General features: G+C 57.9%; 16 protein-coding genes. 8 read left to right on the plus strand and 8 right to left on the minus strand.

The window, feature by feature from the left end; all coding sequences use genetic code 11:
• Positions 1-40: 40 nt before the first annotated feature.
• The 4 genes from PM3016_RS03375 to mnmL form a co-directional block, all read right to left on the minus strand.
• Complete coding sequence (locus PM3016_RS03375) at positions 41-1,006, minus strand: type I phosphomannose isomerase catalytic subunit (protein ID WP_013914473.1); 966 nt, start codon at positions 1,004-1,006, stop codon at positions 41-43.
• A gap of 308 nt (positions 1,007-1,314) precedes the next feature.
• The gene (gene mnmM, locus PM3016_RS03380) at positions 1,315-1,896 is read right to left on the minus strand and encodes a tRNA 5-(aminomethyl)-2-thiouridylate-methyltransferase MnmM (RefSeq protein WP_013914475.1); all 582 of its coding nucleotides are present in this window, start codon (positions 1,894-1,896) and stop codon (positions 1,315-1,317) included.
• A 17-nt stretch (positions 1,897-1,913) separates the two neighbouring features.
• Positions 1,914-2,501, minus strand: a complete 588-nt coding sequence (locus PM3016_RS03385; protein ID WP_014368413.1) for a hypothetical protein — start codon at positions 2,499-2,501, stop codon at positions 1,914-1,916.
• A gap of 80 nt (positions 2,502-2,581) precedes the next feature.
• The gene (mnmL, locus tag PM3016_RS03390; protein ID WP_013914479.1) at positions 2,582-3,541 is read right to left on the minus strand and encodes a tRNA modification radical SAM protein MnmL/YtqA; all 960 of its coding nucleotides are present in this window, start codon (positions 3,539-3,541) and stop codon (positions 2,582-2,584) included.
• A gap of 197 nt (positions 3,542-3,738) precedes the next feature.
• Here mnmL and PM3016_RS03395 point away from each other — a divergent pair, with 197 nt between their 5' ends.
• The 3 genes from PM3016_RS03395 (at position 3,739) to trmB (ending at position 5,355) form a co-directional block, all read left to right on the plus strand.
• On the plus strand, positions 3,739-4,257 hold the full coding sequence (locus PM3016_RS03395) for a WGxxGxxG family protein (protein ID WP_014368414.1): 519 nt from the start codon (positions 3,739-3,741) through the stop codon (positions 4,255-4,257).
• A gap of 3 nt (positions 4,258-4,260) precedes the next feature.
• Positions 4,261-4,464 (plus strand): hypothetical protein, encoded by a 204-nt coding sequence (locus PM3016_RS03400; protein WP_013914481.1) that lies wholly within the window; start codon positions 4,261-4,263, stop codon positions 4,462-4,464.
• Between the two features lie 126 nt (positions 4,465-4,590).
• Positions 4,591-5,355 carry a tRNA (guanosine(46)-N7)-methyltransferase TrmB gene (gene trmB / locus PM3016_RS03405; protein WP_013914482.1) on the plus strand — a complete coding sequence of 255 codons (765 nt, stop codon included), beginning with the start codon at positions 4,591-4,593 and terminating at the stop codon, positions 5,353-5,355.
• A 101-nt stretch (positions 5,356-5,456) separates the two neighbouring features.
• Here trmB and PM3016_RS03410 read toward each other — a convergent pair whose 3' ends face one another.
• Positions 5,457-6,578, minus strand: a complete 1,122-nt coding sequence (locus PM3016_RS03410) for a UDP-N-acetylglucosamine--LPS N-acetylglucosamine transferase (protein WP_014368415.1) — start codon at positions 6,576-6,578, stop codon at positions 5,457-5,459.
• 72 nt (positions 6,579-6,650) lie between these two features.
• Positions 6,651-7,178 (minus strand): phosphatase PAP2 family protein, encoded by a 528-nt coding sequence (locus PM3016_RS03415; protein WP_014368416.1) that lies wholly within the window; start codon positions 7,176-7,178, stop codon positions 6,651-6,653.
• Positions 7,179-7,609: 431 nt separating this feature from the next.
• Here PM3016_RS03415 and PM3016_RS03420 point away from each other — a divergent pair, with 431 nt between their 5' ends.
• The 5 genes from PM3016_RS03420 to rplT all read left to right on the plus strand — a co-directional run bounded on the left by PM3016_RS03420 (position 7,610) and on the right by rplT (position 11,755).
• Positions 7,610-8,782, plus strand: a complete 1,173-nt coding sequence (locus tag PM3016_RS03420; protein WP_013914485.1) for a glycosyltransferase family 4 protein — start codon at positions 7,610-7,612, stop codon at positions 8,780-8,782.
• A 345-nt stretch (positions 8,783-9,127) separates the two neighbouring features.
• On the plus strand, positions 9,128-10,363 hold the full coding sequence (locus PM3016_RS03425) for a glycosyltransferase family 2 protein (protein WP_013914486.1): 1,236 nt from the start codon (positions 9,128-9,130) through the stop codon (positions 10,361-10,363).
• A gap of 241 nt (positions 10,364-10,604) precedes the next feature.
• The gene (infC, locus tag PM3016_RS03430; RefSeq protein ID WP_013914487.1) at positions 10,605-11,105 is read left to right on the plus strand and encodes a translation initiation factor IF-3; all 501 of its coding nucleotides are present in this window, start codon (positions 10,605-10,607) and stop codon (positions 11,103-11,105) included.
• A 31-nt stretch (positions 11,106-11,136) separates the two neighbouring features.
• Positions 11,137-11,334, plus strand: coding sequence for a 50S ribosomal protein L35 (gene rpmI, locus PM3016_RS03435; RefSeq protein ID WP_013914488.1), 198 nt, complete (start codon positions 11,137-11,139; stop codon positions 11,332-11,334).
• A gap of 61 nt (positions 11,335-11,395) precedes the next feature.
• On the plus strand, positions 11,396-11,755 hold the full coding sequence (rplT, locus tag PM3016_RS03440; RefSeq protein ID WP_013914489.1) for a 50S ribosomal protein L20: 360 nt from the start codon (positions 11,396-11,398) through the stop codon (positions 11,753-11,755).
• Between the two features lie 330 nt (positions 11,756-12,085).
• Here the strand turns inward: rplT and PM3016_RS03450 are convergent, their stop codons facing one another.
• Together PM3016_RS03450 and PM3016_RS03455 are read right to left on the minus strand one after the other, a co-directional pair.
• Entirely contained in the window at positions 12,086-13,198 is a 1,113-nt protein-coding gene (locus PM3016_RS03450) for a metallophosphoesterase family protein (RefSeq protein WP_014368419.1), read from the minus strand.
• A gap of 216 nt (positions 13,199-13,414) precedes the next feature.
• Positions 13,415-14,596 carry a metallophosphoesterase family protein gene (locus PM3016_RS03455; RefSeq protein ID WP_238540426.1) on the minus strand — a complete coding sequence of 394 codons (1,182 nt, stop codon included), beginning with the start codon at positions 14,594-14,596 and terminating at the stop codon, positions 13,415-13,417.
• Between the last annotated feature and the right edge of the window lie 416 nt (positions 14,597-15,012).

Here is a 15,012-nt window from a genome sequence, read left to right on the forward strand (position 1 = left end):
GTATTTGCTTTAGAGCCTATGGGCGAAGCGGGAAAGTGGCTTATGGCAGATAGCTGCGAAGAATCGTCAGGGAGCCTTCGAAGGAATATTCGCCGAGATTGGCAGGGAGGAGGTAGCACTCGCCCGGCTTTACGTTCAGCTCGCCGTCAGCCCAGCGCAGTTTGCCGGTACCTTCGCATACGATGTGGATCACGAAGCTCTCCGGCGACGTCTGCAGACTCCAGGAGCCCTCGACTTGTCCTTTTTCGGTTACGAAGAAGGGGGATTGGGCCAGGGTCAGCCATTCATTCGAGGAAGTGAGGTTCGTCTTCATGTAAGTGGAACCGGCATTCTCATAAGCAATGACATTCAGGGAATCTTCGATGTGCAGCTCGCGGGGCTTGCCGTCCAGTCCGAGGCGGCCGTAATCGTACAGCCGGTAAGTGCTGTCGGAGTTCTGCTGGATTTCCGCTACGAGTACGCCTGCGCCAAGCGCGTGAACCGTACCGGAAGGGATATAGAAGGAGTCGCCGGCTTCGACAGTAATCTCATTGAGGGCGTCCATGATGCGGTTTTCTTCGATAGCGGCGGCGAGGGATTCGCGGGTAACGCCGTCTTTCAGGCCGTAAATGATTTTGGCGCCCGGCTTGGCATCCAGGATGTACCACATTTCGGTCTTGCCAAGCTCACCTTCGGGAAGACGGTCGTAATGGTCATTCGGGTGCACCTGTACGGACAGGTCGTCCTGGCAGTCGAGCAGCTTGATCAGCAGCGGGAAGCGCCCATTTTTCTTCGAGAAGCCTTTGCTTCCGAAGAAGGCTTCGCCGTACTGCTCGCGAATCTGGTCGAGGCCCAGGCCGGCGAGCTCGCCGTTGACCACTTTGGTCGTGCCGTTCGGGTGGTCGCCGATCATCCAGCCCTCACCGATCGGTCCTTCGGGCAGCTCGTGTCCGAATTGTTCGAGGGCCCGGCCGCCCCATACGCGTTCCTTGAATTCCGGTTGGCATTGCAGCGGATATGGTTTCATCTATTCCACTCTCCTGATTCTATTGGGGTTTAAGACCACCGGGTACAGAACCCGGCAGACTCCCCATGTTTTTCTATCAAGCATTATATCAACCCCTGCCCGGGTTTGGCTATAGGAGAGAAGCCGTAAGAATGCGGGGCGGGGATGTCGGGTTCTGCGGACGGGAGGCAGGAAGCGCAGAATGCATGAGAATGGAGAAGAGGGCGGGTCAGCCGGTAATAGATTTACAACGAATACAATAAAAGCCCGGTTCCCGTGTGCGGTGCACATCGACGGAACGCCGGGCTTTGCTGCTTACTTTTGGTTCTTCATACCCGCTTCTCAACGGCGATCAGGTAAGGGGGCGAATGCACCTGATTCACAAACCGGTACTGCAGCACCTGAAACTCGCGCTGGGACAGCCCGGCTGCCCACTTTTCCACGGCATCGGCTTCTTCGCGGCCGCCCGGGTGTCCGGTGTACAGGACCGCGGTGATGATGCCCCCGCGGCGCAGCAGTTTGGCGGAGGCCTGAAGCGCCTCCAGCGTCGATTCCGGCAGGGTCACAGTGGCATGATCATCGCCGGGAAGGTAGCCGAGGTTGAACATGACGGCAGCCACCCGGCCGCGGGCCTCCTCCGGCAGCACCCGCTCCATCTCCCCGTGGCTGCGCAGGTGCAGGTGCACCCGCTGCTGGCCCTCCGGCAGCTCCCGGCCGAGCCGCAGTGCCGTCTGTTCCAGGGCCCGCGGCTGAACATCGAAGGCATGCACCGTTCCGGTACCGCCGACGAGACGGGCCAGGAAGAGCGTGTCATTGCCGTTGCCGGCGGTGGCATCCACGGCGGTGTCGCCGGGATGCAGCCGTTCTTCCACAAGCTTGTGGGCAAAGCTAAGTATCGAAAGAAATCCCAATGGGGCGAAGCCTCCTTCTAGTTGGCGGTGGGCGGCTCCATGAGCTCCCCGGTCGGCACTTCGATGACGGCGTCGCCCGGAGGCGCTGCGGCTGTCGGGCCGGCAGTCGCCGGGTCGCTGACGCCCGCTGCCGGGGGCTGTGCCGGCTCCTGCGGCGTCACGGGAGGCGCCGGCTGAACCGCCGGGGGCTTCGGCGCGGTCGGCTTCTTCGTTCCGCCGCTGCTCGTGCCGCCCCCGGCGGCGGGCTTGCTGCCGGTCCCGCTTCCGCCGGACGTACTGCCGCCGCTGCCCGCTGCCGGGGCGGTACTCGTCCCGCTTCCGCCCGCCGCCGTGCCGGAACCTTCGCTGCCGTCCGCAGGCGGCGCTGTGCTGCCGCTTCCCGCGGCACCCGCATCCGCGTTCGTGCCGTCTTCTCCGGGCTGCACCGCCCCGCTTCCGTTCTCCGGGGCGCCGCTCCCGGCGGGAGCGCTGCCTTCCTCCGGCTTCCCGGTCTGCGGGGAGGGGGCAGGCGGCACTTCCACTGCGGGGGTGTTCGGCGTCGGTTCCTTGCTGCAGGCCGGTGCCGCCAGCAGGGCTGCCATCAGCAGCCAGTGCACCTTCTTCATCCTGTCTCCTCCTCCGCATATCCGGTGTTATCTATTTAACCATGTATTTCTACTATAATCATCGTCGCCTGAAGGGTAAGCTAGCCGACGACCGGCTGCCACTTCTTGCCCTGCCAGGTATTCCGGCGGCGGAGCTCTTCATCGAAGCTGTTGAGCACTTCCCACTTCTTCAGGCTCCACATCGGGCCGATGAGCAGGTCGCGCGGCGCGTCCCCGGTCAACCGGTGCACGATCATCTCCGGCGGCAGGAACTCCAGCGTATCGACGACAAGGTTCACATACTCGTCCTTATCCAGGAAGCGGAGCAGCCCGGCCTCGTACTGTTTGACCATGGGCGTCTTGCGCATAAGGTGAAGCAGATGGATCTTGATGCCCTGCACGTCCATGGCGGCCACGGCACGTCCGGTATCCAGCATCATCTCGTGGGTTTCCTGCGGCAGGCCATAGATGATATGGGCGCATATCCGAATGCCGCGGGCTCTGAGCTTCGCAACGGCCTCAAGATAACAATCGGTATCGTGAGCCCGATTGATGAGCTGGGACGTCGATTCGTGCACGGTCTGCAGCCCCATCTCCACCCAGAGGTAGGTGCGTTCGTTCAGCTCCGCAAGATAATCGATCACGTCATCGGGCAGACAGTCCGGGCGGGTGGCGATCGATAAGCCGACGACTCCGGGCTGGGCGAGAATCGCTTCATAGTACTCACGCAGTTCCTCGACGGGAGCGTACGTATTGGTGTAAGCCTGGAAGTAGCCGATATATTTGGCCTCCGGCCATTTGCGGTGCTGCAGATCCCGGATCTTATTGAACTGCGTTACGAGATCGTCGCGGCGCGAGCCCGCGAAGTCGCCCGACCCCCTGGCACTGCAGAAGGTGCAGCCGCCTGTGGCGATCTTCCCGTCACGGTTCGGGCAGGTAAAGCCGGCGTCGAGCATGACCTTGAATACTTTGGTGCCGAACTGCTCGCGCATTTCATAGTTCCATGTATGAAAACGTTTATCTCCCCACAACTGCTGCGGGAGCTCCATCGTTTTTTCCATAAAGAATACTCCTTCTATAGGCCTGAGCCATGCTGATCGTACCTTCTTATTCTACCGAAAAATGACCCCAAAAGCGAACCTTTCCCTTGACAACATACACCTGCGGCGCACACCGGATAAGAAGCAGGTCCCGTGTCCATGCTATGGTTGCAAGGCGGCAACACCATTCCAGCTTGAGAAGGGAGAATACTCACGACATGAACAAGTTCGGTAAAACGGTGGTTGCACTGGCGTTGACGGCGTCTATCGGCTTTAGCGGTCAGGCACTGGCATCGACTACGACTGGCACGGGCACAGGGACAACGTCGACTTACGGTACAACCGGCACGGGCACCACGGGTACGACTACGGGCACGGGTACGACAACCGGCACAGGTACGTATGGTACGGGTACGGGAACAACCGGCACAGGTACGGGAACATACGGAACCGGCATGGGCACGGGGACTACCGGCACGTACGGAACCGGTACGGGTACGACAGGTACAGGTACCGGGACGAACCGCGGCGGCCTGCTTGACCGCATGAACATGAACACCAACGCCAACGACCGTACGGGCTACGGCTACGGCGGCAACTACGGCACCAACACTTACCGTACGGCAGCTGCCAACAACAATGACGACGGTATGGATTGGGGCTGGCTGGGTCTGATCGGTCTTCTGGGTCTTGCCGGCATGCGCGGCAAAAACCAAAATCAACAGCAGCAGCGTTAAGCCATGCTCAACTCACGGACCCTGAACGGGGAGCAGCGGATCATGGTGGAGCTTACGCTTAAGGAAGCCATGGCCCTGGCCTCGGGCATTCATTTTCATGCCCAGCCGCAGATCGCGGCCGGTGCCCGCAGGAAAGTGCGTTCCAAGCTGGAGACGATCCTTCTTCCGGAAGCCGATAAGCTTGCTTATCAGCTGCTTGAAGTCTAGCAGTCCGCCTTGTAGGCCGTTATCAGGCCGGCCCCTCTGCCTACCTGCAGGGTGGGCCGGTCTTTTCATTCCCCGGAATAGAGAGTATAATCGAGCCATATCAAGAGCACCTGGAGGAGCAATTCAATGCGGTTAAGAGGACGTAAGGGGATCAAGGAAGCACTGGAGGCCCAGCCGGAGCTGGTCGTACTGGAACCGGAAATGTATAAAGGGAAATGGTCCGAGGTATTCGGCAACGACAGACCGATTCACGTGGAATTCGGCATGGGCAAAGGGCGGTTCATCTCCCAGCTCAGCGCCTTGAACCCGGAGATCAATTACATAGGCGTCGACATGTACGACGAACTGATCCGAAGGGGCAGCGAAAAAGCTAAGGAATCGCGCGAGGAACACGGCGGAGATCTCAGCAACCTTCGGTTGGTCCGGTTTAACATAGAGCATATCGAGAACATGTTCGAGGCCGGCGAGATTGAGCGGATCTATCTCAATTTCAGCGATCCGTGGCCGAAGAAGCGCCATGCCAGACGCCGATTGACCCATGCCGGCTTTGTGAACAAATACCGGGTGATCCTGAACGAGCGGGGAGAGATTCATTTTAAGACGGACTCGCGTTCCTTGTTTGAATTCTCTTTGAATTCCTTCTGCGATCTCGGTATCCGGCTGCGTAACATCTCTCTGGACTTGCATGCCGAAGGGCTGCGGACGGACCTCGTGATGACCGAGTATGAGACCAAGTTCTCTGGCAAAGGAATGCCGATCTTCCGCCTTGAGGCGGTCATCGGCCAGCAGGCGCTGGACCAGCATCTGGATTCTCTGCAGCGGCGCGAACGGGAAGAAGCGGATGAAGCCGCCCGCAGGGGCACCGACGACGAGCAGAACGACGAAGAATAAGCCGCGTCGGTCTGCCGCGTGCGAGCGGATAGATTCAAAGTACAAGCCCCCGTCTTTCCTATTGGGAAGGGCGGGGGCTTTTGCTGTGCAGCCTGGGGGACTCAGGGCACCATCTCCATAATGGCCTGTGAGCACAGGGAAGGGGAATAGGCGGCCCCGCCGGCGGCTGACCGCGACGACCTGGCTTGCTCGATCTCGGGGTAATGGTCGATGAGCTGCCGGAACCAGAGGTCGACGGTCTCGGCCGACCGGATCGCTTCGCCGAAGCCCATCTGCGTGAAGTATTGAAGATTGCGCTCTTCCTGTCCGGGAATCGGCTTGTGGAACAGCATCGGTATTCCCTTGGCGAGGGCTTCGGTACAGGTCATGCCGCCCGGCTTTGTGATCAGCAGGTCCGACACGTCCATCCACTGCGAGACTTCTTTGGTGAAGCCGAGCAGACGAATGTTCGGATGGCGGAAGCGCGGGTCTTCTGCGAGTTCACGGAGCGACGAGTGATTGGAGCCGAGGCAGAGAACGAGCTGGATCTGTTCCCGCCACCGGAGCAGATGATGGAGGAAATTGCGGTCCTTGAGCAGCCCCCAGCCTCCACCCATCACAAGTACGGTCGGAAGCTGCCGAAGCCCGAAACGGGCACGCAGCTCATCCCGGTTATGCGGCTGCCAGAAATTCGGGTGGACGGGAATACCGGTCACCTGAACCGCCTCGGGGGGAATGCCGAGACTCTCCAGCTTATGCTTGACTCCGGGGGTGGAGACAAGGTACGTATTGACCTCACTGCTGACCCAGGTGCCGTGCGCATCGTAATCCGTAATGACGGTGTACAGCGGCACCTCGAGCCCGAACCGTTTGAGCCGCGAGATCACGGCGCTGGGAAAAGGGTGGGTGCAGACGATGGCATCCGGCTTCAGCTGCCTGACGATCGCCGCCGTCTGGGCGTAACAGATCCGGTGAAGGGCGAGCCGGGTGAGGCGGTTCAGCGTCTTCCTGTCCTGGGATCGATAGACCAGGCCGTAGAGCTTCGGCTGTGTCGTCACCGTCCTGCGGTAGGCGCCGATCACCAGCGGGGCGAGTGTGGGATGGAGGAAGGTGCCGAGCTCCAGGACCCGGCTCTGGATGTGCGGGGCCAGGAGGCGAAGGCTGTCGGACAGGGCATAGGCGGCCTGGGTATGGCCGGCACCGAAGCCTTCGGACAGAATCAGAATCCTCTTCTTTTTGCGCATGATCCTTACCACACCTCATCTAACCGTAATAGTCATTGAGTCATGCAGCCGCAGGCCCGGCAGGCCGCGGGATTAACCGATGAACGCTGCGGCCGCAAACGCGGCGCCCGTACCGATCACCGAGCCGGCCAGGCAGTCGGAAGGGTAGTGAAGTCCGAGATACATCCGCGATACGCCGACCAGTATGGCGATCGGCAGGAGCAATGCTACGCACCAGGGAGACATCAGCATAAGCGGGACGGTCACCGAGAAGATCGCGGTGGTATGGCCCGACGGGAAGGAATGATCTTTCAGCGGATTCTTGTATGTGATGGTATCCGGCAGAACAAGATAAGGGCGGAGCCTCGGGTATTTCTTCTTGATGACGGCTACCGGGATATGGCTTACGGCGAGCGCGATGCAGCTCTCCAGACCTGCGAGCTTCCAGGAGCCCCTTCCGAAGATGGCCATGCTCAGCGCGATCACAATCATGGCGGTTGCGCCACCCAGATGGGTAATGCCGTTAAAAAACAGATCCAGCCTCCGGTGCTGCATCCGGCGGTTCACAAAGTTGAACATCCGCCTCTCATGCCGCACCAGCCACGAAACGACGCGATCCATTCGAACCCCTCCTTTGGAAAGTGGGATAAGCTCCTCTTCGGATTCATATACATTCATTGTACATAGATTTGTTATAGGAGTATCAACCGGATATGAAACCCTCGAAAGCAAAAAATTAACGCTCCCTTGACGCTCCCTTAACAATATTCCGTTACGATGGCATGGAATCCGGGCGCTACCGTGTGCCCGCATATTAATTATAGTAAGAAGGCGTTTTCGGCGTACAGGCAATAAGGAGATTTTCGTTCCCTCAGCCATGTTCTACGTGCAAAGTCTCCCTGTGTTTCATTAACTCAAAAGGACAGGAAACGAAGCACTTTCTCCGCAGCTCTTCACGATCCCAGGTGCCAAAGCGCACAGCTTCCGATGCAGTTTTGTTCACAATCTCATCACATTAGAGGTGTTTCAACAAAACTTGTGGGAGGTTAATCATGAGAGTAGCCCTGTTTACGGATACGTTCGTGCCGGATGTGAACGGTGTGGCGAAGACGCTCGGCCGGTGGGTGAAGTATCTTGAAGCGAGGGGAGCGCAGTGCCGGGTGTTCGCGCCTCAGAGCCCTGCCGCTGCCGAAGCGGACCAGTGGATGGTAGAGCGGTTCTACAGCATTCCATTCTCCCTGTATCCGGAATGCCGGATGGCCATTCCCAATCCCATGAACCTGAAGAAAGCGCTGAAGGCTTTCTCGCCGGACCTGATTCATCTGGCGACGCCGTTCAATCTGGGACTTGTGGGCCTTCACTATGCGAGGCGCAAAGGCATTCCCGCGGTGGCCTCTTACCACACTCATTTTGATCAATACCTTGCCTACTATAAGCTGCAGTGGATGGAGCCCATGCTGTGGAAGTACATGCTTTGGTTTCATCAGGACTGCCGCCGTATTTTTGTACCGTCCCATTCGACGATGAAGCACCTGCAGAACAAAGGGCTCAAGGAATTGGAGATTTGGTCTCGGGGGGTGGATGTCAAACGGTTCCACCCGGTGGTGAACCGGGAGGAGGTGCTCCGGACATGCAACATTCCGCCGGAGAAGTTCGTCTTGCTCTATGTGGGAAGGCTTGCTGTCGAGAAAAGCGTGGATCTGCTCTTCAGCACCTTCGATTCGCTTCCGGAACCCATCCGGAGCCGGGCCCATCTGGCGGTGGCCGGGGACGGTCCTCTGCTGCGCCCCCTTCAGGAGCAGTACGCAGCGAGAAGCGATGTGACCTTCACCGGCTTCCGGGAAGGAAAGGCCTTAAGCGACCTGTATGCCGCAGCGGATCTCTTCCTGTTCCCTTCGGCAACGGAGACGTTCGGCAACGTGGTGCTTGAAGCCATGGCATCGGGAACGCCCGTCGTCGGTGCCGATGCGGGGGGCGTCGCAGATACGGTCCGGCATGGTTCGACAGGCATACTCTGCCGTCCGGGAAGTCTATCGGATTTTGTCGAAGCGGTGGAGCGGCTGTATAATAACCCTAGTCAGCGTGCCGAGCTGGCCGGTGCGGCGAGAGCCTACAGCCTGGAGCAGTCGTGGGACTCCATATTCGACAGGTTGTATGCGAGCTGCAGGGAAGTTTTGGCGGCCGGCACCGCCCAGGAGAGCCCGAATGAGGCCCTGCCGAAGTAACGGAGGGAACGTCCCGGATTCCCTGGAGGCTGAACTTGCGGTGTACCCCTGAGTTCCTTATGCAGAAAGTTTTTTCCAGCGGCGGCTTATAAAATGATTGAAAATCGATGAAAATAAGACGTAAAAAGCTGGATGCCGGAGCGTCCGAGGGGAATAACGGCCAATTTTGCCTGAAAAGCCCCGCTTTGAGGGCTGGAAGGTCTCTGAAGCTTTTGACAAATGCATGCAAAGAGAGGAAAATCATATTCGGCGACCCTCGCAGCGGGGGATTCCCTATCGAAATGGATGTAAAGGCGCTATCAAAAAAAGACATAAGGGGTACATACAAAAAAAGGGGGATGTTGCATGTTAGACAGTTTACTGTTAGGCCTGCAGATTGTGCTGGCTTGCATCGGGGCCTATCAGCTGGTTCTGACGTTTTTCGGCTGGTATCGCCGCAGAAACCGGGCCGAACACGCTCCGCAAAAGTCGTTTGCCGTATTGGTCGCCGCTCACAACGAGGAGCAGGTGGTTGGAGCGCTGATTGAGAATCTCAAAAACCTTGACTATCCGAAAGAGCTTTATGATATATTCGTCATCTGCGACAATTGTACGGACCAGACGGCTCAGATCGCCAGGGATGCCGGCGTGCATGCCTGCGAGCGCCACAATCCGCAGCTTCGCGGTAAGGGCTTTGCCATCGAGTGGATGCTGAAGGAGCTTTGGAAGATGCCCCGCCAGTATGACGCGGTGGTCATGTTCGACGCCGACAACCTTGTCAATCCGGACTATCTGAGTCATATGAACAACGATCTGTGCAACGGTTCCCGGGTTATCCAGGCGTATCTCGATACGAAGAATCCTCATGATTCCTGGATTACGGCCGCTTACGCGATCACGTACTGGTACTGCAACCGTCTGTGGCAGCTGCCCCGTACGAACCTCGGCCTCGCCAATTATCTCGGCGGGACGGGCATGTGCTTTGAGACCAACCTGCTCAAGGAGATCGGCTGGGGGGCGACAAGCCTGGTCGAAGACCTGGAGTTCACGATGCGCTGCGTAATGCGGGGCATTAACCCGACCTTCAACTACGATGCGAAGGTGTATGACGAGAAGCCGCTGACCTTCAAGGCTTCGGCTCGCCAGCGCCTGCGCTGGATGCAGGGTCACTTCGATGTCGCCAGACGCTACTTTTTCCCGCTGTTCTGGAGAGGGATCAAAGAAGGTAGCTGGGCGAAAATCGATACGGCCGTCTACGCGCTGAACGTTTACAACCTGTTCATCGGTTCGATCGTTACGGTCATCCTCTGGATCAATACCGTTCTTCCGAATGTGGAGAAGTTCCCGTCTTTGTACGAGATGGCGCCTTATGCGTTCGGTATTTTCTCTGTTCTTACTTACGCCCAGTTCCTGGTCGCGCTCGTTCTTGAGAAGGCGCCGCTCAAAACTTACAAGTACCTCTTCGCATTCCCGGTTTATCTGCTGTCCTGGTGGCCGATTACGTTCTATGCTTTCTTCACCCAGAACAACAAGCAGTGGAGCCATACCGAGCATACCCGCGTCATCCGTCTGGAAGAGATGCAGAGCAAGCAGGCTTCCTAAAATCAGGTTGACATCGATTGGTTCAGTGTGATATATTGTTTTGGTGCGAAAGAAGAAGCGCCCGCTTCTCACCTGTCCGACCCCGGTTGGCTGGTTATGTTAGAGTGACCTTGAACAGTCTGTCTGCTATTGTTTGTGCCGGACAGCGATCACTTGAAACCAAACCGACGTGGGCGTACCAAGCGCCCACGTCTTTTTTTATAATCCCTTTTGGAGGTGGCAGGTTATCAGTACAGAGCACATGATTAACGAAGAAATTCGGGCGAGAGAAGTTCGTATGATTGGTGCGGACGGAGAGCAGCTGGGCATCATGCCGATTCGCGAAGCGCTTCAAATGGCGCAGGACTTGAATCTGGACCTGGTGAACGTGGCTCCTACGGCCAAACCACCGGTATGCCGGGTGATGGACTACGGGAAGTTCCGCTATGAAACGCAGAAGAAAGAGAAGGAAGCCCGTAAGAACCAGAAGATCGTCGACCTGAAGGAAATCCGTCTGAGTGCAACGATCGACGAGCACGACTTCCAGACGAAGCTGCGCAATGTCGAGAAGTTCCTGAGCGATGGTGACAAGGTCAAGCTGTCGGTCCGTTTCCGCGGCCGGGAAATTGCCCATGCATCCATCGGTCAGAAGGTTCTGGAACGTATGGCAGCCACAGTGGAAGAACTCTGCGTAGTAGAGCGCAGACCGAAGCTCGAAGGACGCAGCATGATCATGATTCTGGCTCCGAAGCAACAGCAGTAGCATTTACTTATTCTTTAAGGAGGAACACCCCATGCCTAAGATGAAGACCCACAGCAGCTTGAAAGACCGTTTCAAAATTACCGGTACCGGTAAAGTAAAACGCTATAAAGCGTACAAAAACCACCTGCTGTCCGGCAAGTCCGGCCGTCAGAAGCGCGTACTGGGTACGAACCCGGTTATGGCTCCCGGCGATGTAAGACGCCTGAAGCAGCAGCTCGGCAACATCTAATTCATATCCGCTTTACGTTTGCACGTTTTAGATACTTAGACCACTTTGGAGGTAGAATTTCATGGCAAGAGTGAAAGGCGGTTTCATCCGCACGCGTCGTCGCAAGAAGATCCTGAAACTTGCAAAAGGTTACTTCGGTTCCAAACATAGATTATTTAAAACAGCTAAAGAACAGGTTATGAAATCCCTGGTCTACGCATACCGTGACCGCCGTCAGAACAAGCGTGACTTCCGCAGACTGTGGATCGTGCGGATCAACGCGGCTGCTCGTCAGAACGGCCTGTCCTACAGCAAGCTGATGCACGGCCTGAAGCTGGCTGAAGTACAAGTAAACCGCAAGATGCTCGCTGACCTCGCAGTCAACGACATCACGGCGTTCAACTCCCTCGCTGATACGGCGAAGCAAAAGCTGAACGCTTAATTTCAGCTCAGAACAATCCCCCGCAGAGGTGCTCCCGAGAGTGCCGGATGCGGGGGATTTTTTGCGTTCGGGAAGGGGGCGAAAGCCGTCGTGCCCGCAGACGAGGAGGGAGCCACAGGATGGAGAAAGCCGTGGGTGCGCGCAGACGAAGAAGGATCCGCAGGATGGAGAAAAAGCCGTCGTGCGTGCAGACGAAGAAGGATCATCAGAATGGGCTTGGCCCTGGCGGAACAAACGGTAAAGAGCCCCTGCGGCCCGGCCGACAGGAATCTCAGGATTCGTTTCGACCGGGGCCCGCAGGGGCTGGGCTGCTCAGGGAGAGCTATGGTATCAAGATTCCGGGGTCACGGTAAACTGGGCCTCGGGAACCCAGCTGTGGCGGTAAAAATCGCGTCCCTTGATCTGCACGCGGTCGGGATAGACCTCCACATAGAGCCCTTCGCTTTCCTCGGGCCCGTTGATCTGGTCTCCGCCGCCCGGTTTTTCTCTCCACGTCTCTATCACGGCGGACGAATTCACCATCGTAAATTTGTCCTGCACAAGGGTCTGCGGATGCTTCAGCTCCCAGTGGGTATGACCGGAGAACAGAATGACCTGCGGATATCCCGAGAGGATCTTCTTCAGCTCTTCATGCTGGATGACGGCACGGTTATTCGTGCAGCAGAAGTGGGTCCCCGATACGGTGTAGGGGAGGGGCTGGTGCAGGAAGACGAAGATCGGCCTGCCGGGCTCCGAGCTCTTCAGGGTGCTCTTCAGCCAGTTGAGCTGCGCATCCGACAAGTAGGCGTCTTCCCCGTTGTTCGGGTCGGACTGGCGGTACCGCTCCGAGCCCAGGAAGATGAATTGATAGCCGCTCAATACCTGGCTCGTGTAGATCTGCTCCCGGCCCGCGAACGTAAGGAAGCGGGAGATCGAAGCCTGCTCGGTCTCGCCATTCGGAAACGTGCTGCCGTTCCACTCCCGGTTTCCGTCGTACCAGGCCTTGAAGAACTCGTGATTACCGATTGAGGTGAAGATGGTATCCGGGTGAGGGTTGTCCTGCAGCAGGTCCTGGAGCTTCACGTAATCTTCCGTCAGGCCTTCGGTCAGGTCGCCGTTCAGGATCAGGGCGGCCGTGTCCGGATTGATCGCTTCGATATCGTTCAGGGCCTGGCTCAGCTTACGGTGTGAAGCCTTGTTCCATGCCTGGACATGAACGTCGCTGAGAACGGCGAATGTAAATGACGGCTGCGCTTGAGGGATGGGCGGCGCGGGCACACCCGGTTTGCCGGCGGAAGCCGAGAGGGTCTGGACGGAGCGGGAATCCGGCTTCAGGCTCCCGGTCCCGCTGCCGGCCTGGGCAAGTATACCTGGACTATGCAGAAGAGGAGCGGCTGCAGAGGAGGCGATGAGGGCGGGCAGCAGGGAAATGGACAGCATGGTGTTTTTAAAGAAACGTCGCAATGGGAAATCACTCCTTCTGTTGATGTTAGGATGCTTCTATCCAATAACCTTTAATCTCGGGGTAAGAATCATCCTTCGGAGAGGCCGGGCTTCAAAAGCGGCCAGGTCAGCAGGTCACTCTATGGGCATCGGACGCCGGCCTTGGCAGGACAAAGAGAGAGCCGAAGGGCTGCGGCTCCTTCGGCTCTGCCTTGACATTCCACCCTGTGCCTTGCACTACCGCTCCATAGGAATCGTGAAGTCCGCTTCGGGGATCCAGCGGTGGCGGTAGAAGTCGCGTCCCTTAATGGTGACACGGTCTTTGTACACCTCGACGTACAGACCTTCGCTCTCCTCCGGAGCGGTCAGCATCTCTCCTCCGCTGCCGTTGTCGGTCCAGGGCTGCACGACCGAGGAAGTATTCACCATGGTAAACTTCTCCTGCACAAGCGTGCCGGACAGCTTCAGTTCCCAGTGGCTGTGACCGGAGAAGAAGACGACCTGCGGATATTCGGAGAGAATGGCTTTGAGCTCTTCGTGCTGCACGACGGCCCGGTTGTTCACGCAGCAGAAGTGCGTGCCGGCCACCGTGTAGGGAAGCGGCTGATGCAGGAAGACGAAGATCGGCTTGTCGGACGAGGCTCCCTTGCGCAGCGTCTTCTTGAGCCAGTCGAGCTGTTCGCTGGAGAGATAGGCGTCCTCGAGGTTGGCCGGGTCGGATTGGCGGTATTGTTCGGAGCCGAGGAAAATAAAGTGATAACCTTTGACCATTTGGTCATAATACACTTTGTTCTTCTGCCCGGTCAAATCCAGGAAGCGGGCGATCGAGGCTTCCTCGGTTTCTCCGTTCGGGAACGTGGCGGGATTCCAGTAGCCGTCCGCATCGAACCACGCTTTATAGAACTCATGGTTGCCGATCGTGTAGAAGACGCTCCTCGGATGCGGCTGCTGACCGATCAGCTCCTGAAGCTTGGCGTAATCGGCCGGCATGCCGTTCGTCAGATCACCGTTAATGACGAGCGCATCGGACGCGGGATTGACAGCGTTCAGGTCCTGCAGTGCCTGGGTGAACTTCATATGCGACTCGGTATGCCAGGACTGAATATGAATATCGCTGATAACCGGGAAGGAAAGCTTCGGCTTCTCGCCCGGCTCGCCGGTGCCGCCCGGGGAAGGGTCCGCGTCCCTGCCGGATGCCGCTGCAGACTCCTTGCTGCCGGCCGGGGCGTTCTTAGGCAGGCGGGAAGCATCACGGGCCGGTTCGGCAGCTCCCGGGTTCTCAAGGGCCTTGCTGCCGCCGGCCGGTCCGGAGTTCGGCTGGGAGGCCGGCGGGGCTGCGGAAGCTGAGGCGAGGACACCGCCCAGCAGGACGGCGGTCATAGCGGCGGACAGGAACATTTTGCGCACGATGGATTTCACTCCTTGGATTCTTCTTGGCTTTCCGGTCACTTCCGGTAACTCCTGGTAACCTTCGGGTTCAGCTCTACCTTAACGGTTCATTGTCATAAGGAGGTTAAGGCGGGGAGAAGGTTTTGTGAAGAAACGGCGGGTGTCCACATGCGCTTAACGCAAGCCGACAGGGTACGACAGCCGTTTCGTCCGGATCGGACGGTAGGAATGTCCCCCGGAACGGCAGCGGCTGCGGCCTGGACGAAAGGGTCCGCAGGGCCAGGCAGGGCTTTCCAACCGGATGCGAAGTGCCGCTTTCTGAAGGGCTCCGACTGCAAAATGACGCCGTCAATGTCCTGCAGACTGCAGAATGAAGCTTGGTGTTGTTTGGAAGGGCCAGATTGACCCTTGACTAAACGGGGGATAGGGCATATAATTAGCAAAAA

The sequence above is a fragment of the Paenibacillus mucilaginosus 3016 genome (genome assembly GCF_000250655.1).
Taxonomy (GTDB): Bacteria; Bacillota; Bacilli; order Paenibacillales; family NBRC-103111; genus Paenibacillus_G; species Paenibacillus_G mucilaginosus.

Coding starts and splice junctions, on each gene's coding strand:
- PM3016_RS03395 (WP_014368414.1), top strand. CDS start 3,739: ATGAACAAGTTCGGTAAAACGGTGGTTGCACTGGCGTTGACGGCGTCT.
- PM3016_RS03410 (WP_014368415.1), bottom strand. CDS start 6,578: ATGCGCAAAAAGAAGAGGATTCTGATTCTGTCCGAAGGCTTCGGTGCC.
- mnmL (WP_013914479.1), bottom strand. CDS start 3,541: ATGGAAAAAACGATGGAGCTCCCGCAGCAGTTGTGGGGAGATAAACGT.
- PM3016_RS03385 (WP_014368413.1), bottom strand. CDS start 2,501: ATGAAGAAGGTGCACTGGCTGCTGATGGCAGCCCTGCTGGCGGCACCG.
- PM3016_RS03375 (WP_013914473.1), bottom strand. CDS start 1,006: ATGAAACCATATCCGCTGCAATGCCAACCGGAATTCAAGGAACGCGTA.
- rplT (WP_013914489.1), top strand. CDS start 11,396: ATGGCAAGAGTGAAAGGCGGTTTCATCCGCACGCGTCGTCGCAAGAAG.
- PM3016_RS03400 (WP_013914481.1), top strand. CDS start 4,261: ATGCTCAACTCACGGACCCTGAACGGGGAGCAGCGGATCATGGTGGAG.
- rpmI (WP_013914488.1), top strand. CDS start 11,137: ATGCCTAAGATGAAGACCCACAGCAGCTTGAAAGACCGTTTCAAAATT.
- infC (WP_013914487.1), top strand. CDS start 10,605: ATGATTAACGAAGAAATTCGGGCGAGAGAAGTTCGTATGATTGGTGCG.
- PM3016_RS03415 (WP_014368416.1), bottom strand. CDS start 7,178: ATGGATCGCGTCGTTTCGTGGCTGGTGCGGCATGAGAGGCGGATGTTC.
- trmB (WP_013914482.1), top strand. CDS start 4,591: ATGCGGTTAAGAGGACGTAAGGGGATCAAGGAAGCACTGGAGGCCCAG.
- PM3016_RS03425 (WP_013914486.1), top strand. CDS start 9,128: ATGTTAGACAGTTTACTGTTAGGCCTGCAGATTGTGCTGGCTTGCATC.
- PM3016_RS03420 (WP_013914485.1), top strand. CDS start 7,610: ATGAGAGTAGCCCTGTTTACGGATACGTTCGTGCCGGATGTGAACGGT.